Raw genomic sequence first — 19,325 nt, 5'->3', positions numbered from 1 at the left:
CCCCGGGACCCCGACCCGGTCGAGGTCCCGGCGCCCCGGACGGACGAGCGGCTGGACCTCGAACCGACGGGGCCGGGCGTTCAGAGAGAGCCGATGCCGCCGATCACGGCGCGAGCCGGCTCACCGGAGCCGTCGCGGCGCCCCTCGGGCTCCGGGAGGGTCACGGCGACGCCGTTGGGCTGGGCCGCGCGGGCCCCGGCCCGGCCGGCCCAGGCGAAGAGCAGCGTGTCCTCACCCTTGAGGAAGCGGTGCGCCCGCACGCCACCGGTGCCGCGGCCCTTGCTCGGGTACTCCGCGAAGGGGGTGACCTTCCACGCGCCCGCGTCGGTCCCGGGCAGCGAGTCCGAGGAGCCGGAGACGGTCACGACGATGTTGTCCACGTCGGGGTCGACGACGCCGAAGAAGAGCACCCGGGCGCCCTCCGGGACGCGGATGCCGCTCACGCCACCGGCGGTGCGTCCCTGCGGGCGGACCGCTTCGGCGGAGAAGTGCAGCAGCTGGGCCTGGTCGGTGATCATGACCAGTTCCTCGTGCCCGGTGCGCAGCTGGGCCGCCCCGACCACCCGGTCGCCGTCCTTGAGGGAGATCGCCTCCCAGTCGTGGCCCTTGGGGTAGTCGGTGTTGACCCGCTTGACCACGCCGTGGGCCGTGCCGAGGGCGAGGCCGGGAGTGTCGGGGGAGAGGGAGGCCAGCGTCAGTGGCATCTCCCCGTCGGCCAGGTCGACGTAGGCCGCGAGCGGCGCGCCGCCGGAGAGGTTCGGGGCGCTGGAGGAGGCCGGCAGCGCAGGGAGCTCGAGGGCGCTGAGGCGGATCATCCGGCCGTGGGAGGTCACGACGGCCACCTCGCCGCGCGCGGTGGTCGCCACCGCGGCGACCACGGCGTCGTGCTTGGCCCGGCCCCCTTCGCGCGGGAGGGGCTCGGCGTCCGCGGTGCGGGCCAGCAGCCCGGTGCTGGAGAGGATCACCCAGCACGGATCGTCGGGGACCTCCAACGGGGTGGCCTCCGCGGCCGGCTGTCCGGCGGACTCCAGCAGGACGGTGCGTCGGGGGTCACCGTGCTTCTTCGCGACGTCGGCCAGCTCGCGGGAGATGAGCCTGGTGAGGACCGACTCGTCGCCGAGGATCTCCTCGAGCTCGGCGATGGCGGCGAGCAGCTCCTGCTGCTCGGTCTCCAGCTCGATCCGGGAGAACTTCGTCAGGCGCCGCAGCTGCAGGTCCAGGATGTAGCCGGCCTGGGCCTCGGAGAGGTCGAAGACCTCCTGTAGCCGGGTGCGGGCAGTGGCCGCGTCGTCGCTGGAGCGGATCAGCTGGATGACCTCGTCGATGTCGAGGATGGCGATGAGCAGCCCCTCGACGAGGTGCAACCGCTCCCGCCGCTTGGCCAGCCGGTACTCGCTGCGTCGGCGCACGACGTCGCGCCGGAAGTCGATGTAGACGGTGAGCATCTGCTTCAGGCCCATCGCCTGCGGCCGCCCGTCGACGAGGGCGACGTTGTTGATCCCGAAGGAGTCCTCCATCGGGGTCAGCCGGTAGAGCTTCTCGAGGACCGCCTCTGGGTTGAAGCCGTTCTTGATCTCGATGACGAGCTGCAGCCCGGACTGGCGGTCGGTGAGGTCCTTGACGTCGGCGATGCCCTGCAGCTTCTTGGACTGCACCGCGTCCTTGATCTTCTCGATGACCTTCTCGGGGCCGACGAGGTAGGGCAGCTCGGTGACGATGATCCCCTTGCGGCGGGGCGAGACCTTCTCGATCCGGGTGGTGGCCCGGGTGCGGAAGCTGCCGCGGCCGGTGAGGTAGGCCTCCCGGATGCCCTCGAGGCCGACGACGCGCCCCCCGCCGGGCAGATCGGGCCCGGGGACGAACTTCATCAGGTCGTCCAGGCTCGCGTCCGGGTGCTTCAGCAGGTGCCGGGTGGCCCCGATGACCTCGACGAGGTTGTGCGGCGGCATGTTCGTCGACATCCCCACCGCGATGCCGGTCGTGCCGTTGACGAGCAGGTTCGGGTAGGCCGCCGGCAGGACGTCCGGCTGGGTGAGCTGGTCGTCGTAGTTCGGGACGAAGGGGACCGTGTCCTCGTCGAGGCCCGTCACCATGAGCAGCGCGGCCGGCGCCATCCGCGCCTCGGTGTAGCGGCTCGCGGCCGGTCCGTCGTCGAGCGAGCCGAAGTTGCCGTGGCCGTCGACGAGGGGCAGGCGCATCGAGAAGGGCTGGGCCATCCGCACGAGTGCGTCGTAGATCGCGCTGTCGCCGTGCGGGTGGAACTTGCCCATGACCTCGCCGACGACGCGGGAGGACTTCACGTGGCCTCGCTCGGGGCGCAGCCCCATCTCGCTCATCGAGTACAGGATCCGGCGGTGCACCGGCTTCAGCCCGTCACGTGCGTCCGGCAGGGCCCGGGCATGGATCACCGAGTAGCTGTACTCGAGGTAGGCGTTGCGCATCTCGTCCGCGACGTCGATGTCGACGATCGTCTCGGGGACGTCCGGTCGGGGAGCGGGAGCGGAGCGACGGGCCACGGGCAGGGGTCTCCTGGTCGGCAAGGGGGCGATGGACCCCTCCATCCTCACCCCTGTGCGCGTGCTGCCCCGGCATCGACACTCACGGTGAGTACCCTTCGCCATCGTCACCCCGGGGGCGGGGTGTCAGAATTCACACCAGGGCATGGCCAACCGGGACCGGGTCTGCGGCGTCGATGAGGATGTGACGACGGTAGCGCTGGTACCCCTGTCGGGGAGGCGAGTGGTGGCACGAGCGGACACCGCGGACGAGGCTGCCGTCCAGGAGATCTACCGCGCCCACTACGGGCGACTGGCCGGCTGGGCGACTCGACTGGTCGGTGACCCGGACATCGCCCACGACCTGGCCACCGAGGCCTTCGTACGGCTGCTCTCGCAGTTCGGGGGCGTGACCGAGCCCCGGGCGTGGTTGTACACGGTCACCGGCAACCTCGTGCGCGACCACTGGCGCAAGCGGGGCAGGGAGGCCGAGGCCTACGGCCGCCACGAAGGGGGCGCCGACCTCGACGGCTTCGTCGACGTCACGACCCGGGTCACCGTGCGGGAGGCCGTGCGCTCGTTGCCGGACCGGCTGCGGCTGTGCGTCATGCTCTACTACTTCGCCGACCTGCCGGTGGCGACGATCGCGAAGCAGATCGACCGGGCGCCGGGTACCGTCAAGCGGGACCTGTTCGAGGCGAGGCGCCTGCTCGCGCAGCTGTTGGAGGGTGACGGATGAGAGGCGATCCCGCACCCCACGACGACGAGCTGCCCGAGCACGGCCCCGTCGAGGACTTCTTCGGCCACGAGCGCGAGCGCATCCCCGAGCTGCCGGGACACGAGCTGCACTGGCGCGGGATCGTCCAGCAGGCACGACGCACCCGCCGCCCGCGCCGCACCGGTCGCGCCCTCGCCGGCGTCGCTGCAGCGGCGGTCCTCCTCGTCGGCGGCGGCCTGGTCTGGCAGGACGTCGTGGGCTCGGGTGAGGGTGGCGCGGGGGAGGGCAGCGCCGCGGATGCCGAGCAGTCCAGCGACATGAGCGCGATGTCCTCACCGCAGGTCAGTGTCGGGGGGACCCAGCGGGTCCTGGCCTTCTCCGCCCGGGACGACGACTCCCGGGAGGTGCTCACCTCGGCCAGCTGTGACGGGCAGGCGGGCTGCCCCGTGCTGTGGCGCACCGACGACGACGGCGACACCTGGCAGCAGCGGGCCCTCCCGCGGCTGCGCGCCACACCGGAGGACGGCATCGCCACCGGCCCCGGGCAGGTGGGGCTCGTCCGCCTCGGGTCCGACGGACGCGGCTGGCTCGCCGGTTCGACGATGCTGCGCACCGAGGACGGTGGTCGCACCTGGAGCGACTTCGCCTACCCGGGTGGGACCGTGCTGGCCGTGGCGGCCGACCGCGACGCCGTGACGGCCGTCGCCGGTAACTCCTGCGACGGGGGCGAGTGCGACGGTCGGTTGCGGGTCCATCGGGCCGGTGCCGGTGCCTCCCGGATGGAGCAGGTCGTGCTCGACCGGGACCTCGGCAGCTACCGAGACGTGGACCTCACGGATGCCAAGGGGAGCGCCTACCTCTCCCTCGACACCGACGACGGCCCCCGGGTGTGGCGCATCACGGGGCACCGGGCCCGGGAGCTGGACGTCTGCCCCGGGGCGGACTCGCTCGACCTCGCCGTCCCGGCCGACGGCAGCGAGACCATCACCGCGCTCTGCGAGACGACCGACGGCGACTCCACCCGCCTCGCGGCCTCGACCTCCGGCGACGGCGGCGACACCTGGAGCCGCCCCGGCGCGGGCCGCACGGTGCCGGGGAGCCCCGTCGACGTGACCGCGCCCAACGGGGACGCGGTCGTCGTGGCGACGGATGCCACGCGCGGCTCCGGGATCCACCGCAGCACCGACGGGGGAGCGACCTGGACCGAGGTCGAGGGCCCCCACGGGCCGTGGCGGTGGACGTCCGCCGGCGGTGCCGGACGGGTCTACGCGATCTCCGCAGACGGCCGCCTGCTGGAGAGCCGCGACGGCGGCGTCACGTGGGAGCGCGTGCGGTTGGACTGAGGTCGACCTCTCCTGCGTGGCAGGATGGTTGACATGAGCGAGGGACTTCCCGCGGGATACCCGGAGCGAGCCGAGGCGGATGTCGTCCTCAAGGACGGCACCGTCTGCCGCCTGCGCCCGATCAAGCCCTCGGACGCCGAGGGCATCCAGCGCTTCCACGGCCGCCAGTCCGAGGAGTCGATCTACCTGCGCTTCTTCGCCCCCATGCGGCGGTTGAGCGAGCGCGACCTGCAGCGCTTCACCCACGTGGACTACCAGGCCCGGATGGCCCTCGTCGCGACCATCCACGACGAGATCGTCGGCATCGGCCGCTACGACCAGATCGAGGAGGGCCTCGCCGAGGTCGCCTTCAACATCTCCGACAACCTGCACGGCAAAGGCATCGCCTCCGTGCTCCTGGAGCACCTCGCCGCGCTGGCCGCGGCCGCCGGTATCAGGGAGTTCGAGGCCGAGGTCCTCCCGCACAACCGCAAGATGCTCTCGGTCTTCTCCGAGGCCGGCTACGAGGTGGCCCGCCGCTTCGAGGACGGCGTGGTCATGCTGCGCTTCGCGATCGAGCCGACCGCCGAGTCGCTCTCGGTCCGGTTCGCGCGCGAGCACCGCGCCGAGGCCCAGAGCGTGCGCGCGATGCTGCACCCGACCTCGCTGGCGGTGATCGGGCCGAGCCGCAGCGGGCGGGGTATCGGCCACCAGGTCCTCAGGCACATCGTCGACGGCGGCTTCTCCGGTCGGGTCCACGCGGTCAACCGCGGAGCCGGCGAGGTCTACGGGGTCCCCGCGGTCGCCTCGGTGCGCGACATCGAGGACGGCGTGGACCTGGCGGTGGTCGCCGTCCCGGCCGAGGAGGTCCTGCCGGTCGTGCGTGACTGCGCCGCCTCAGGGGTCAAGACGCTGCTCATCATCTCCTCCGGCTTCGCCGAGACCGGCGACGCCGGGGCCCGGTTGCAGAACAAGGTGCTGCGCCTGGCGCGCGACAACGGCATGCGCATCGTCGGGCCGAACTCCTTCGGCATGATCAACTCCGACACGAGCGTCAACCTCAACGCGACGTTGACCTCGGTGATCCCCGAGCCGGGACAGCTGGGGCTCTTCTCCCAGAGCGGCGCCCTGGCCATCGCCAACCTCGACTCCGCCGCGCGGCGCAACCTGGGCATCTCGGTCTTCGCCTCGGCCGGCAACCGGGTGGACGTCTCCGGCAACGACCTCATGCAGTACTGGGTCGACGACCCCCGCACCCACGCCGTCGGTCTCTACCTGGAGTCGATGGGCAACCCGCGCAAGTTCAGCCGGATCGCGCGGCACCTCGCCTCCCGCAAGCCGGTGCTCGTCGTCAAGTCCGGCTCCGGCAGCTACGGCGTCCCGCCCGGCCACCGGGTGCGCCGGCCCAAGGTCAAGCCGCACGCCTTCACCGCCATGCTCGAGCAGGCCGGGGTCATCCGCTGCGAGAACGTTCACCAGATGTTCGACGTCGCCCAGCTCGTGGTCCACCAGCCGCTTCCGCAGGGGAGACGGGTGGCCGTCGTCGGGAACTCCGCGCAGCTCGCCGCGCTGTCCGCGGACAACGCGGAGTCCCGGGGCCTGCAGGTCACCCACGGCCCGGTGGCCGTCCCCACCGAGGCCACGGCGGAGCAGTTCCGGGTGGCCGTCGACGACGCCTTCGCCGATCCCGAGGTCGACTCGGTGATGGTGTGCTTCATCCCACCCGTCGGGGTGCTCGACGAGGAGGTGGTCGACGCCCTTCGCCATGCCGCGTCACGCTCGGAGAAGCCGTGCGTGGCCACGCTGCTCGGGATGCGTGGGGTGGACCCCTCGACGAGCGAGGGCACCTACGTGCAGGAGTCCGGTGACGTGCCCGAGGGCCGGCCCCGCCAGGCGGTGCCGATCTACCAGATGCCGGAGGAGGCGCTGCACGCGCTCGCCGCGGCCACCGACTACGCCCAGTGGCGCACGAAGGACAAGGGGGAGCGCGTCACCCGCGAGGGGGTCGACCGCTGGGCGGCCCGGGCGGTGCTGGACCGGGTCCTCGAGGAGGACCCGGAAGGACGGGCGCTCACCACCGAGGAGACCAGGGAGCTGCTCGGCGCCTACGGCATCGACGTGTGGCCCCGCCGGGAGGTCGCCAGCGCCGAGGAGGCCGTCCTCGCCGCGGAGGAGGTCGGCTACCCGGTCGTCATCAAGTCCCTCTCGCCGATCGTGCGCGGTCAGTCCGTGCTGGAGGGCATCCGCGTGGACCTGCACTCCCCGGCCGCGGTGCGGGAGGCCTTCGAGGCCCTCGACCGACGCCTGGCGCCCCTCGACGCCAACTACCTCGTCGTCCAGCGGATGGCCGAGCGCGGCGTCTCCTGCGTCCTGGCCACGCTCGAGGACCCGCTCTTCGGCCCGGTGGTCTCCTTCAGCCTCGCCGGCGCGACCCGGGACCTGCTCGACGACATCGGCTACCGCATCCCCCCGCTGACCGACGTCGACGTGCGCGAGCTCGTCGACGAGGTCCGGGCCAAGCCGCTGCTGGACGGTCGGGGCGGCGCCCCGCCGGTGGACCGCGCGGCCATCGAGGACGTGCTGGGGCGGCTGTCGCTGATGTCGGACGACTTCCTCGAGCTGTCCACCGTGGAGCTGAACCCGGTGATGGTCCACGGCGACGGCCTGACCGTCCTGGGCGCGGACGTCGTCATCACCCCGGCGGCGCGTCGCACCGACACCGTGGCCCGGAGCCTGACGGGGGGCTGAGGCACAATGGCGGGCATGTCCGTTCCAGTCGACCTCGACGCGATCACCCTGCCCGACGCCCTCACCGACGACATCGAGCAGGCCGGCTACTACCCAGCCCTCGTCGTGGACGTCATCAAGGCGGCAGTGGGCCCCGAGGCCGTGCACAGCCACCTCGTGCACCAGGAGACGACCTTCGACCAGGACCGGGTCCGGCGCCACATCACCGCCTTCGTGCGGACCGGCACCCGCCTCGTGGTCGCGCACGCGGACGACTTCACCGAGAGCGACGGGGCGCCCCGCGAGGTGGCGGCCGCGACGACCGAGTGCATCCCCCTCAGCGCCGTCCGGGGCGTCATGCTCAGCCACGTCGCCGCCGACCCGGCCAACTACGTCCCCGGTTCCCTCGGCCGAGAGCTGACGCTGACCATCGGGTGGGGCGCGGTCAGCCGGGTCGACCTGCTGCCCGGCCAGTGCGCCGACCCCGAGTGCGAAGGGGGCGACCACGGCTACGAGGGCACGATCACCGCCGACGACATCGCACTGCGCATCAGCGCCGAGGCCGAGGGGCGGGGGGCTCTCGAGCGGGCCATCGAGTTCGCCCGCGACCTCTCCTCGAGCATCGGGCGATGAGCCCGGTGGCGGGGCACTCCCACGGTTCCCTGCTCGCCGGCCCCCGACTGGACCGGCTGCTGCCGGCGGTTGCCACGAGCATCGGTGTCCCGGGGCTGGCGAAGGGGGGCGACCGCGCCTTGCGGTCGGCCCGCCGCAGCGTGGTCGTGCTCGTCGACGGGCTCGGCTCCCGGCTCCTCGAGCGCAGGGGAGGGCACGCCCCCTTCCTCCGCCGCCTGCTGCAGGAGCAGGACGCCGGGGCGACGCTGGCCTGCGGCTTCCCCTCCACGACGGCCACGTCGATGGGCAGCTTCGGCACCGGCACCCTCGCCGGCACCCACGGGCTGACCGGCTACGAGGCCTACGACCCCGACACGGACACGGTCTTCAACGAGCTGTCCTGGCAGGACGGGCCGGACCCGCGGCGCTGGCAGCCCCTCCCGACGGTCTTCGAGGCCGCCTCGGACGCCGGGGTGGCGGTGACCCGGATCGGTCCCGGCTACTTCGACGGCTCCGGGCTGACGAATGCCGCCCTTCGCGGGGGTCGGTTCGTGGCCGCCGAGTCCCTCGCGGCACGCGTGGACGAGACGGTCGCCGCGGTGCGGCGCGACGAGCGGGCCCTGGTCCACCTGTACTGGGGCGACGTGGACAAGGTCGGCCACATGCACGGCTGCGACTCCTGGCAGTGGGTCGAGGAGCTGGAGTCCGTGGACGCCGAGCTGGCCCGGCTGGCGGGCCTGCTGCCCGCGGACACCTCGCTGCACATCACCGCCGACCACGGCATGGTCGACGTGCCGCTGGACGCCCGGACCGACCTGGCAGAGGACGCCGAGCTGGACTCCGGCGTGCGACAGGTCTCCGGTGAGCCGCGCGGCCTCCAGCTGCACGTCGTCGACGGGGCCCTCGAGGACGTCCTGGCCACCTGGCGCGGCCGGCTGGGCGAGGACGCCCTCGTGGTCTCCCGCGAGGAGGCGATCGATCGCGGTTGGCTCGGTCCGGTGAGCGACCGGGTGCGCGCCCGGCTCGGAGACGTCATCACGGCGATGACCGGCCCGGTGGCGGTCGTCGACAGCCGCCGCCACCGCCCGCTGATCCTCTCCCTGCTCGGCGTGCACGGGTCGATCACCGAGGACGAGCTGGCCATCCCGTGGCTGACCCTGCCGGCGACGGACTGACGTGGCCGAGCTGATCTTCTTCGCCGGCACCATGGACTGCGGCAAGTCCACCCTCGCCCTGCAGGTGGCCCACAACCATCGTGCCCGGGGCCTGCAGGGGATGATCTTCTGCCGGCTCGACCGGGCCGGCGAGGCCCGGCTGTCCTCGCGGCTCGGCCTCTCCGAGCCCGCGATCGAGGTCACCGACGACCTCGACCCGTGGGAGTCGGTGACGGCCCGGATGAGCGCCGGTGCGCGGGTGGACTTCCTCGTCTGCGACGAGGCGCAGTTCTACACCGCCCACCAGGTCGAGCAGCTCGCCCGGATCGTCGACGAGCTGGACGTGGACGTCTACGCCTTCGGCATCACGAGCGACTTCCGCACCGAGCTCTTCGTGGGCAGCCGCCGGCTCATCGAGCTGGCCGACGAGACCCGCACGCTGCAGGTCCCGGCGCTGTGCTGGTGTGGTCGGCGGGCCACCCACAATGCGCGCGTCGTGGACGGTGTCATGGTGCTCGAGGGGGAGCAGGTGGTCGTCGGTGACACCTCACCGGCCGACGCGACGGAGGACCCGGGCACGTCCGGTGAGGTCGAGTACGAGGTGCTCTGCCGCCGACACCACATGCGCGGGATGAACTCCCGTGCGGCCCGCGCGGCGGCCCTCTCCGCCGAGGTGCTTCCCTTCGAGCTGGACGCCCACCCGGCGCCGGGGAGCGAGACGGACTAGCGGCTCACTCGCGCCCGGAGCCGAACATCACGTCGTCCCAGCTCGGGACGCTGGCCCGGCCACGCTTGCCCTTGCCCTTTCCCTTGCCCCTGCTCTTGGACGAGGACCGGTCCGACGACGAGGGCTGGCTCTTCGCCTCCTCCGTGGAGGCGTCGTCGTCCCCCTTCACCTCGGAGGTCGTGGTCTCCTGCGCGGAGGACGGATCCTCCCCCTTCGCCGGAGTGGCTGCGGACTCCTCGGTCTCGGGCGCGGGACCGACGTGTCCGGTCCGGGAGTCCTCGGGCGCCGGCTCCTCGTCCTCGGGCGCGGGCGGGGTGATCGGGACCTCCTGCGTGGGAGCCTCGTCGTCCCCGAGGGCGTCCTTCGGGTGTGTGCCGCGGGCGGCCGGCGGCGTCTCGTCGGTCTCGAAGGGCAGCGCCTCCTCGGTGGCCGGCGTCGCCCGGGGCTTGCGGCGAGCACCACTGCGGCCGCGCTTCTTGGCCCCGGAGTGCTCCCGCATGGAGTTGATGAGGTCGTCCGGCTGCGGTCGGTTCGCGCGCTCGGCGCGCTCCTCCTCGACCTCCACGTCGAAGACGGCGTTCGGCCGGTGCGTCGTCTCGGGCACCGGGCCCGCGGCGGCCTCGGCCTCGGAGAGCCACTTGGCCTCGTCGTTCTTCGCGACCACGCTCATCCCGGCCTGGTCGAACCACCAGACCGCGGCGCGCTCCCGCCCGCCGGCGATGAAGGTCGCGCTCACGGTCCACTGGCCCTCGGAGTCCCGGCAGGCGTCCCAGGCGACCGTGCTGCTGTCGACGTCGCGGGTGGCCAGGCGTGCCGCGGTGCGCTGGGCGAGTGTCTCGGGGGCGCCCGCCTGGTTGGCCCCGCGCATGCGTACGGACTGCGCCCGGGTGGCCACGTGGTCGCGCTCGGCGAGGACCGGCCCCTCGAAGCGGGCGATCTTGTCCGGCTCCCACCCGGTCAGCGAGGCGACCTCGTCGGCCGTCGAGCCGGCCCGGATCAGGGCCTGGACGTCCCGCGCGCTCACCTGCGCCGGGTCGATCTCCCGCTGCTCCACCCTGGGGCGGTCGCGGCGGACGGCCGCGCGCAGCCGGTCGTCGATGCGCAGTCGGAACTCGTCCCCTGCGTCACCGGTCAGCACGAGGTGCCCACCGTCGTCGTGCACCCCGATGAGGCGAAGCTCCCGCATCACGTTCCCTCTCGATCTCCTCGGTCCCCACGACTGTGCCACCTGAGAGCCCGCTTCGGCCGGTGCACACGCCGCGGGGATACCTTGTCTGCATGCCTATCGAGCCCCCTGACCACGCCGAGCCGGCCGAGGCGGCAGAGGACCACCTGCTGCGACCCTATGATGCCGTGCTCCTGCAGTCCTTCGGAGGCCCGGAGGGGCCGGACGAGGTCCTGCCCTTCCTGCGCCGGGTCACGGCCGGCCGGGGAGTTCCGGACGAGCGCCTCGTGGAGGTGGGGCAGCACTACGACCGCGTCGGGGGCATCAGCCCGCTGCCGGCCCTGAACCGCGCTCTCGTCGGGGCGCTGCGCGCCGAGCTGACCCGTCGCGAGTGCCCCCTGCCCGTCGTCCTCGGCAACCGGAACTCCTCTCCCTTCGTCGCCGATGCGTTGGGCGAGCTGGCCGATGCCGGTGCCAGGCGGGTGCTCGCGGTGCCGACGAGCGCCTGGCGCAGCTACTCCTCCTGCCGGCAGTACCGCGAGGACCTCGCGGAGGCCGTCGAGGGGCGTCCCGAGCTGGTCGTGGACAAGGTCCGGCCGTACGGGGAGCACCCCGGTTTCGCGGGGCCGGTGGCCCGGGTCACCGTCGACGCCGCGCGGGAGGCCGTCGAGCAGGTCGGAGGCGGTGCCGTGGCACTGCTCTTCGTCACCCACTCGATCCCCGAGGCCATGGACGAGACCTCGGGCCCGGGCGACGGTGACGGGCGCGCCTACAGCGGTGACCAGGCGGAGGCCGCGGCGGCGGTCCTCGCCGAGGTCGACACGGCGCTCGGCACCGACCTGCCCGGTGGCCTCGCCTTCTGCTCCCGCTCCGGGTCACCGCACACCCCGTGGCTGGAGCCGGACGTGGGCGACCGGCTGCGCGAGCTGGCCGACGAGGGGATCCGCCACGTCGTGCTCGTCCCGATCGGCTTCGTCTCGGACCACATGGAGGTCGTGCACGACCTCGACGTCGAGGCCGAGGAGACCGCGGCCGAGGTCGGGCTCGACCTGACGCGGGTCCCGACGCCGGGGGAGGACCCCGCCTTCGTCGCCGGCCTCGTCGACGTGCTGCTGGAGCGGGCCGCCGAGGCCCGTGGCGAGGCGCCGGTGCGTGCCACGTGGCGTGACCTGGACTCCCACCCGTCGATCTGCCCGGCCGGATGCTGCCCCAACCTGCGCACCGCGAAGCCGGCGCTGTGCGGAGAGGACTGAGATGAGCACCGACTTGCCCGTCGAGCTGCCCGACGGGGTCGACCTCGCCGAGCTGCGCTCGGTCGCGACGGCGGTCGCGGTGGAGGCCGCGGCCCTCATCGTCGACGAGCGCCCGAGCGGCCTCGGCGTGAGCCGGACGAAGAGCTCGCGCACCGACATCGTCACCGTCATGGACCAGCGCAGCCAGGACCTGCTGCGCTCGCGGCTCGCGCAGCTGCGGCCGCAGGACGCCTTCCACGGAGAGGAGGAGGGCCAGCGGGCCGGCTCCTCCGGCATCACGTGGGTCGTCGACCCGATCGACGGCACCGTGAACTACCTCTACGAGATCCCCGCCTACGCGGTGTCCGTGGCGGCCGTCGTCGGGGACCCGACGCGCGAAGGGGGCTGGCGGCCCGTCGCCGGCGCCGTCGTCAACCCCGTCACCGGGGAGCGCTTCGCCGCCGCGCTGGGGCACGGCGCCACCCGTGCGGTCGGAGACGGCCGGGCAGAGACGCTCGCCGTCGGCGACCCGGAGCTGGCCGTCTCGCTGTGTGGGACCGGCTTCGGCTACGACGCCGACCGGCGGGCCTGGCAGGGAGCCGTGCTCGCGCAGGTGCTGCCGTCGGTGCGGGACATCCGGCGGATCGGCAGCGCCGCGCTCGACCTGTGCCACGTCGCCGACGGTGGCCTCGACGTCTACTACGAACGTGGCCTCGGCGCGTGGGACATGGCCGCCGGCTGGCTCGTCGCGACCGAGGCGGGGGCCGTCGTCACGACCGTGGCAGGCGACCCGCCGGGCACCGCGTGGACGGTGGCCGGGGGACCGCGCAACCAGGCCGACCTGCGGGCCGTGATCGGCCGGGCGGTCGAGGTCGTCGGCGAGGAGGACTGACCAGCAGACGGCCCCGGGGTGGCGCGGATGAGATTCATGGGGCACAATCCGGGCGCCGGGCACAAAATCAGCATCTGCTGCGTTGACGACGGCGCACCAGTTTTATTGCCGGCCCGGAAGACCTAGGACAGGGGAGAGATGGCAACTGACTACGACGCCCCTCGCAAGACTGACGACGAACTGTCGGAAGACTCGATCGAGGAGCTGAAGACCCGGCGCAACGAGGCCACCTCGTCGAACGTCGACGTCGACGAGACGGAGATGGCCGAGGGCTTCGAGCTCCCGGGCGCGGATCTGTCCGGCGAAGAGATGTCGGTGCGGGTCGTGCCGCGCCAGGCGGACGAGTTCACCTGCACCAGCTGCTTCCTCGTGCACCACCGGAGCCAGCTGGCCAGCGAGGGCAAGAACGGTCCGATCTGCACAGAGTGCGCCGCGTGACCCGTGTGTGAGGACCCGGACATCCGCCGGGTCCCGGTGCAGCTGCTGCACCGGGATGCGCGCCTGCCCGCCCGTGCGAAGGAGGGGGACGCCGGGGCCGACCTGACGTCGGTCGCGGAGGTCACCCTCGCGCCGGGCGAGCGGGCGCTGGTCCCCACGGGGATCGCGCTGGCGCTGCCGACCGGGTGGGTCGGCCTGGTCCACCCGCGGTCCGGGCTGGCCGCGCGTCACGGGATCTCGGTGGTCAACGCACCGGGGACGGTGGATGCGGGCTACCGGGGTGAGATCATGGTCAACCTGATCAACCTCGACCCGTGCGAGACCTTCACGATCCACCCTGGTGACCGGATCGCCCAGCTGCTGCTGCAGGAGGTGGCTCGGGGGGACTTCCACGTCGTTGATTCGCTTCCCTCCAGCACCCGGGGGGAGACTGGACACGGATCCAGTGGAGGCTTCGGCCCACAGTCGAGCAGGACAGGACGAGGATGATGTTCGGGCGCAGGAAGAAGGCCGACCGCGAGGCGGACGTGACGGAGGCGGCCGAGCGGCCGCAGGACTCCGCGGCGGACGTCGTGGAGGACGGCGAGGCACACCCTGCCCCCGAGACCGCTGCAGCGAAGGGGGACGGCCCCCGTGACGCCGACGACGTCACCGACACCGAGGACCGTGCGGACCTCGGCGCACTGCGCATCGCGCCCCCGTCCGGCATGGAGCTGCGCCTCGAGATCGATCAGGGCAGCAGCGAGGTGACCGCGGTGCAGGTCGCCGACGACCACGGCTCCGTGCAGTTGCAGGTCTTCGCCGCGCCCCGCTCCAGCGGGCTCTGGGAGGACATCCGCGAGGAGATCTCCGGAATGATCGACCGCGGCGGGGGCACCGTCGAAGAGGTCGACGGGCCCTTCGGGACGGAGCTGCGCACACGACTGGCCCAGTCCGGCCCCCAGGGCCGCACCGTCTTCGCGCCGGCGGTCTTCGCCGGTGTCGACGGCCCGCGGTGGTTCCTGCGGGCGGTCTACTCCGGGTCGGCGGCCGTCGACGAGGAGCGCCGCGGCGCCTTCGACGAGGTCGTCCGCTCGGCCGTCGTCGTCCGGGGCGACGAGGCCCGTGCGCCGCGGGAGATGCTGCCGCTGCGGATGCCCGAGCAGAACCGGCCCGCGCCGCAGGAGAGCGGGGAGCAGGACCTGAAACCCTTCGAGCGAGGGCCCGAGATCACCGAGGTCCGGTGATGGTCGGCCTGCTGCGCCGCCTCGTCGACCTCGGTCGCTCCGATGACGACATCGAGGCCGGTGAGTTGCGGGCCGCGGCCCAGACGCACGGGGGCACGCCGGCGACGGGGCACGTGGACCGGCAGGTCATCACGGTCGCCGGCAGCATCGCCTCGGTGACACTGCGGCCCCGGGCCACCGTCCCCGCGCTGGTGGCCGAGGTCTACGACGGGTCCGCCACGGTCCAGCTGGTCTGGCTGGGCCGGCGCCGGATCCGGGGCATCGACCCCGGCGCGTACCTCAAGGCCACCGGGCTCCTCTGCCACCCCGGGGCCGTGCCCACGATCTACAACCCCGCCTACGAGCTGGTGCCCCGGCATGAGCACTGAGCAACCCACGGAGACCGCACTGCCCGCCCCGACCACGACCGTCGAGAGCCTGATCCGGCACCGCCTCGGTGAGGCCCTCGGAGGCATCCGCGGCTCGTTGGAGACCGCGATGCCGATGCTCGGCTTCGTCATCGTCTGGTCGAGCACCGGGGACCGGGAGATCTCCCTCGGTGTGGCCGCCGGGTTGACGGTCCTCTTCGCCGTCGCCCGGCTGGTGCAGCGACAGACCCTGCAGTTCGTCCTCAGCTCGATCATCGCGACCGCCGTGGCCGCGTTCTTCGCCCTGCGGTCGGGGGAGGCCCAGGACGCCTTCCTGCCCGGCATCCTCACCTCGCTCGCCTACGGCATCGCCACCCTGGTCTCGGTGCTGGTGCGCTGGCCGGTCGTCGGGCTGCTCGTCGGTGTCGCGGACAAGGACGCGGTCGCCGCGGGGGACCCCTTCCGGTGGCGCCGCAACCCGGCCGCGGTCAAGGTGTGCACCCGACTGACGCTCGTCCTCGTGGTCGTCTACGTCATCCGGGTCGGCATCATGGGCCCGCTCTACCTCGCCGACAACGTCGTCGGCCTGACGATCACCAAGGTCGTCCTCGGCTGGCCGCTGTGGGCCCTCGCCGTCGTGACGATGGGTGCGATGCTCCTCAAGGGCCAGACCCCGATCGACCCCGAGGACGACCTCGTCCACGGCGTCGACCGCGAGCAGGACTGACCCGGGCGCGCCCCGCGTGGGCGCGAGTCCACCTCAGTCCACGTGGCGTGGGCGCACCATGCGGGCCAGGTGGGGCTCGCTCTCCTGGGTGGTGAGGAAGAGCAGCTCGTCCTGGGCCTCGAGCGAGTCGTCGGCGGAGGGGCCGATGGGCCGCCCGTCGCGGATGATGCCGACGAGCAGGGTGTCGTCGGGGAAGTCGATGTCGCCGATCCGCCGCCCGACGTTGGGGTTGTCCGGCGGCAGCGTGATCTCGGCCATCGCCGCGCTGCCCTGCTGGAAGTCGAAGATGCGCACGAGGTCCCCGACGGTGACGGCCTCCTCGACGAGGGCGGTCATCAGCCGCGGGGTGGAGACGGCCACGTCCACGCCCCAGGACTCGTCGAACATCCACTCGTTCTTCGGGTTGTTCACCCGCGCCACCGTGCGGGGTACGCCGAACTCGGTCTTGGACAGCAGCGAGACGACGAGGTTGACCTTGTCGTCGCCGCTGGCGGCGACGACGACGTCACTGGTCTCCAGCTCGGCCTCCTGGAGGGTGGAGATCTCGCAGGCGTCGCCGGCCAGCCAGCTGGCCTCCGGTGCGGTGGTGACCCGCTCCTCGTCGGCCTCCTTGTCGATGAGCAGCACCGTGTGGCCGTGCTGCACGAGCTCCCGGGCGATGGAGCGTCCCACCGAGCCCGCTCCGACGATCACGACTCGCACTGCTCAGTCCTCCTGCGGGGGCGCGGCGTCCAGGATGCGCTCGACGTCGTGGATCCGGCTGCGTTCGATGACGAGGTGGACCAGGTCGCCCTCCTGGTGGACGCTGGACGGCGAAGGGAGCGTGCCCTCACCCAGGCGGGTGAGGTAGGCGACCCGGGCACCGGTGACCTCCTCGAGACGTCGGTACGTGCGGCCCACCCACCGCTCGTCGACGGCGACCTCGGCGATGACGAGCCGGCCGGAGGCGTCGGTCATCTCCGAGACCTGCCCCTCGGGCAGCATGCGTCGCAGGACCTGGTCGGCCGTCCAGCGGACGGTGGCCACCGTAGGGATCCCGAGGCGCTGGTAGACCTGCGCACGGTCCGGGTCGTAGATGCGGGCCACGACGTGGTCCACGCCGAAGGTCTCCCGGGCCACCCGCGCGGCGAGGATGTTGGAGTTGTCGCCGCTGGAGACGGCCGCGAAGGCGTAGGTCTCCTCGATGCCGGCCTTGACGAGCGTGTCGCGGTCGAATCCCACGCCGGCGACCCGACGTCCCTTGAACTCGCTGCCGAGGCGGCGGAAGGAGGCGGGGTTCTGGTCCACGATCGCCACGTCGTGCCCGATGCGTTCGAGGGAGCGGGCCAGGGAGGAGCCCACACGGCCGCAGCCCATGATGACGAAGTGCACGGCAGCACCGTACTCCGTGCCCTCGATCCGGGCCTACACTCGCGTGGTGTCAACAGGTCAGGTCCTCAAGCGCCTGCTCGTCGGTCGGGCCGTGCGCAGCGACAACCTCGGTCAGACCCTGCTCACCAAGCGGGTCGCGCTGCCGGTCTTCGCCAGTGACGCGCTGAGCTCCGTCGCCTACGCACCGGACGAGATCCTGCTGACCCTCGGGCTCGCCGGTGGCGCCCTCGCGATGACCCACTCCTGGCCGGTCGCCCTCGGAGTCGTGCTCGTCATGACCGTCGTCGTGGCCAGCTACCGGCAGAACGTGCACGCCTACCCCTCCGGCGGCGGTGACTACGAGATCGCGAGCACCAACCTGGGCCCGCGTGCGGGCACGACGGTCGCGAGCGCGCTGCTCGTGGACTACGTCCTCACCGTCGCGGTGTCGATCTCCTCGGGCGTGCAGAACGCAGCGGCCGCCTTCGGCTTCATCCGCGGTCACGAGGTGCTCATGGCGCTCGCGCTCATCGCCGCCCTGACGGGGATGAACCTGCGCGGCGTGCGGGAGTCGGGCCGGGTCTTCGCCATCCCGACCTATCTGTTCATGTTCGCCGTGCTCGGCATGGCCGCGGTGGGCCTGGTGCGGCACCTGCTGGGCGACCTTCCCATGGCCGAGAGCGCCGGCCTCACGCTCGCGCCGCAGCCGGGGCACGAGCAGCTGGGCGACCTCGCACTGGCCTTCCTGCTGCTGCGGGCCTTTTCCTCCGGCTGCGCGGCGCTGACCGGTGTCGAGGCGGTGAGCAACGGCGTGCCCGCCTTCCGCAAGCCCAAGAGCCGCAATGCCGCGACGACGCTGCTGCTCATGGGGGTCATCGCCATCACGCTGCTGGCGTCGATGATCGCGCTGGCCCGGTGGACCGGCGTCAAGGTCGCCGAGGAGCCGAGCACCCAGCTGCTGCGCGACGGGGTGCCGGTCGGGAACGACTACGTCCAGCAGACGGTGATGGGCCAGGTGGCCCACGCCGTCTTCGACGGCTTCCCCGCGGGCGTCGTGGTCGTCTCGATCGTCACCGGGCTGATCCTCGTGCTCGCCGCCAACACCGCCTTCAACGGCTTCCCCGTGCTCGGCTCGATCCTGGCGCGAGACGGGTACCTGCCCCGACAGCTGCACACCCGCGGGGACCGACTCGCCTTCTCCAACGGCATCATCCTGCTCGCCGCCGCGGCCGGGCTGCTCGTGGTCATCTACGACGCCGAGGTCACCAAGCTGATCCAGCTCTACATCGTCGGGGTGTTCGTCTCCTTCACCCTCAGCCAGTTCGGCATGGTGCGGCACTGGAACCGGCAGCTCGCGGTCGAGAAGGAGGACAAGGAACGGAAGGTGGTGCAGCGCCGTCGGGCGATCAACTCCGTCGGTGCGGTGATGTCCGGGACCGTTCTCGTGGTCGTCGTCATCACGAAGTTCGTCCACGGGGCCGGTTTCGCGATCGCGGCGATGCTCGTCCTCTTCGTGCTCATGCGGGCGATCCGCCGCCACTACGACCACGTGCGCGAGGAGCTGTCCGTGCCCGAGGGGGACACGCGCTATCAGCTGCTGCCCTCGCGGGTGCACGCGATCGTCCTCGTCAGCACGATCCACCGGCCCACGCTCCGGGCCCTCGCCTACGCGACGGCCACCCGGCCCTCGCGCCTGGAGGCGGTGACGGTGGACGTCGACGCGGAGGCGACCGCCGCCCTGCAGACGGAGTGGGACAGCCGGGCGATCCCGGTTCCGCTCAAGGCCCTGGACTCCCCGTACCGCGAGATCACCCGTCCGGTCGTGGACTACGTCAAGAGCCTGCGCACCGGCCGCCCCCGTGACCTCGTCGTCGTCTACATCCCGCAGTACGTGCTCGGGCACTGGTGGGAGCAGCTGCTGCACAACCAGTCGGCGCTGCGGCTGCGGGCCCGGCTCATCTTCACCCCGGGCGTCATGGTCGCCTCCGTGCCGTGGCAGCTGGAGAGCGCTGAGGGCGCCGAGGACCGCATGGACGGGCCCGTCGCCGGCGACGTGCGGCGTGGGGGAGCATGAGCGGTATGGAGACCGCAGTGGACGACCTCGCGGCAGGTGACGAGATCGAGGTCGAGGTCGGCCCGATCGCCCACGGCGGGCACTGCGTGGCCCGCCACCACGGACGGGTGGTCTTCGTC

The 19,325-nt window shown here is 72.5% G+C and carries 18 protein-coding genes; 14 read left to right on the top strand and 4 right to left on the bottom strand.

Annotation, left to right across the window (positions count from 1 at the left end; genetic code table 11):
• Positions 1 to 80 precede the first annotated feature (80 nt).
• Positions 81 to 2,516, bottom strand: a complete 2,436-nt coding sequence (locus JCO01S_RS08885; RefSeq protein ID WP_068254007.1) for a DNA gyrase/topoisomerase IV subunit A — start codon at positions 2,514 to 2,516, stop codon at positions 81 to 83.
• 226 nt (positions 2,517 to 2,742) lie between these two features.
• Between JCO01S_RS08885 and JCO01S_RS08880 the strand changes: the two genes are divergently transcribed.
• Genes JCO01S_RS08880 through JCO01S_RS08855 form a run of 6 tightly spaced genes read left to right on the top strand, consistent with a single transcriptional unit; the run spans position 2,743 to position 9,755 of the window.
• Positions 2,743 to 3,234, top strand: coding sequence for an RNA polymerase sigma factor (locus JCO01S_RS08880; protein WP_084342782.1), 492 nt, complete (start codon positions 2,743 to 2,745; stop codon positions 3,232 to 3,234).
• Positions 3,231 to 4,556, top strand: a complete 1,326-nt coding sequence (locus tag JCO01S_RS08875; RefSeq protein WP_068254001.1) for a sialidase family protein — start codon at positions 3,231 to 3,233, stop codon at positions 4,554 to 4,556. Before JCO01S_RS08880 ends, JCO01S_RS08875 begins: the two co-directional genes overlap by 4 nt.
• Before the next feature lie 33 nt (positions 4,557 to 4,589).
• Positions 4,590 to 7,283 carry a bifunctional acetate--CoA ligase family protein/GNAT family N-acetyltransferase gene (locus tag JCO01S_RS08870; protein WP_245634380.1) on the top strand — a complete coding sequence of 898 codons (2,694 nt, stop codon included), beginning with the start codon at positions 4,590 to 4,592 and terminating at the stop codon, positions 7,281 to 7,283.
• A 6-nt stretch (positions 7,284 to 7,289) separates the two neighbouring features.
• The gene (locus JCO01S_RS08865; RefSeq protein WP_068253996.1) at positions 7,290 to 7,895 is read left to right on the top strand and encodes a DUF5998 family protein; all 606 of its coding nucleotides are present in this window, start codon (positions 7,290 to 7,292) and stop codon (positions 7,893 to 7,895) included.
• A complete protein-coding gene (locus tag JCO01S_RS08860; RefSeq protein WP_068253991.1) occupies positions 7,892 to 9,049 on the top strand; it encodes an alkaline phosphatase family protein in 1,158 nt (385 codons plus the stop codon). The genes JCO01S_RS08865 and JCO01S_RS08860 overlap by 4 nt, the downstream gene beginning before the upstream one ends.
• A gap of 1 nt (position 9,050) precedes the next feature.
• A complete protein-coding gene (locus tag JCO01S_RS08855; RefSeq protein WP_068253988.1) occupies positions 9,051 to 9,755 on the top strand; it encodes a thymidine kinase in 705 nt (234 codons plus the stop codon).
• Between the two features lie 4 nt (positions 9,756 to 9,759).
• Here the strand turns inward: JCO01S_RS08855 and sepH are convergent, their stop codons facing one another.
• Positions 9,760 to 10,941: a septation protein SepH gene (gene sepH, locus JCO01S_RS08850; protein ID WP_068253985.1), complete on the bottom strand. Its 1,182-nt coding sequence runs from the start codon at positions 10,939 to 10,941 to the stop codon at positions 9,760 to 9,762.
• Between the two features lie 92 nt (positions 10,942 to 11,033).
• Between sepH and JCO01S_RS08845 the strand changes: the two genes are divergently transcribed.
• From JCO01S_RS08845 to JCO01S_RS08815, 7 genes are all read left to right on the top strand, one after another.
• The gene (locus JCO01S_RS08845) at positions 11,034 to 12,173 is read left to right on the top strand and encodes a ferrochelatase (protein ID WP_068253982.1); all 1,140 of its coding nucleotides are present in this window, start codon (positions 11,034 to 11,036) and stop codon (positions 12,171 to 12,173) included.
• A gap of 1 nt (position 12,174) precedes the next feature.
• Positions 12,175 to 13,044: an inositol monophosphatase family protein gene (locus tag JCO01S_RS08840; protein WP_068253978.1), complete on the top strand. Its 870-nt coding sequence runs from the start codon at positions 12,175 to 12,177 to the stop codon at positions 13,042 to 13,044.
• Positions 13,045 to 13,182: 138 nt separating this feature from the next.
• A complete protein-coding gene (locus tag JCO01S_RS08835; protein ID WP_068253975.1) occupies positions 13,183 to 13,482 on the top strand; it encodes a DUF4193 domain-containing protein in 300 nt (99 codons plus the stop codon).
• Positions 13,483 to 13,485: 3 nt separating this feature from the next.
• Positions 13,486 to 13,971 carry a dUTP diphosphatase gene (dut, locus tag JCO01S_RS08830; protein ID WP_439645696.1) on the top strand — a complete coding sequence of 162 codons (486 nt, stop codon included), beginning with the start codon at positions 13,486 to 13,488 and terminating at the stop codon, positions 13,969 to 13,971.
• The gene (locus JCO01S_RS08825) at positions 13,971 to 14,708 is read left to right on the top strand and encodes a DUF3710 domain-containing protein (protein WP_068253972.1); all 738 of its coding nucleotides are present in this window, start codon (positions 13,971 to 13,973) and stop codon (positions 14,706 to 14,708) included. Before dut ends, JCO01S_RS08825 begins: the two co-directional genes overlap by 1 nt.
• Entirely contained in the window at positions 14,708 to 15,076 is a 369-nt protein-coding gene (locus JCO01S_RS08820) for an OB-fold nucleic acid binding domain-containing protein (protein ID WP_068253968.1), read from the top strand. The genes JCO01S_RS08825 and JCO01S_RS08820 overlap by 1 nt, the downstream gene beginning before the upstream one ends.
• Complete coding sequence (locus JCO01S_RS08815; protein WP_068253965.1) at positions 15,066 to 15,782, top strand: DUF3159 domain-containing protein; 717 nt, start codon at positions 15,066 to 15,068, stop codon at positions 15,780 to 15,782. The genes JCO01S_RS08820 and JCO01S_RS08815 overlap by 11 nt, the downstream gene beginning before the upstream one ends.
• A 33-nt stretch (positions 15,783 to 15,815) precedes the next feature.
• Here JCO01S_RS08815 and JCO01S_RS08810 read toward each other — a convergent pair whose 3' ends face one another.
• On the bottom strand, positions 15,816 to 16,484 hold the full coding sequence (locus JCO01S_RS08810; protein ID WP_068253962.1) for a potassium channel family protein: 669 nt from the start codon (positions 16,482 to 16,484) through the stop codon (positions 15,816 to 15,818).
• A gap of 3 nt (positions 16,485 to 16,487) precedes the next feature.
• Positions 16,488 to 17,153, bottom strand: coding sequence for a potassium channel family protein (locus JCO01S_RS08805; protein WP_068253958.1), 666 nt, complete (start codon positions 17,151 to 17,153; stop codon positions 16,488 to 16,490).
• Here JCO01S_RS08805 and JCO01S_RS08800 point away from each other — a divergent pair.
• Entirely contained in the window at positions 17,140 to 19,206 is a 2,067-nt protein-coding gene (locus tag JCO01S_RS08800; protein WP_157074532.1) for an APC family permease, read from the top strand. The two genes, JCO01S_RS08805 and JCO01S_RS08800, sit on opposite strands and share 14 nt — an antisense overlap.
• Positions 19,207 to 19,325: the final 119 nt, after the last annotated feature.

This window comes from Janibacter corallicola NBRC 107790 (assembly GCF_001570965.1).
GTDB lineage: Bacteria > Actinomycetota > Actinomycetes > Actinomycetales > Dermatophilaceae > Janibacter > Janibacter corallicola.
Note: the sequence above shows the minus strand (reverse complement) of the source record. Positions and strands in the feature narration are given on the sequence as shown.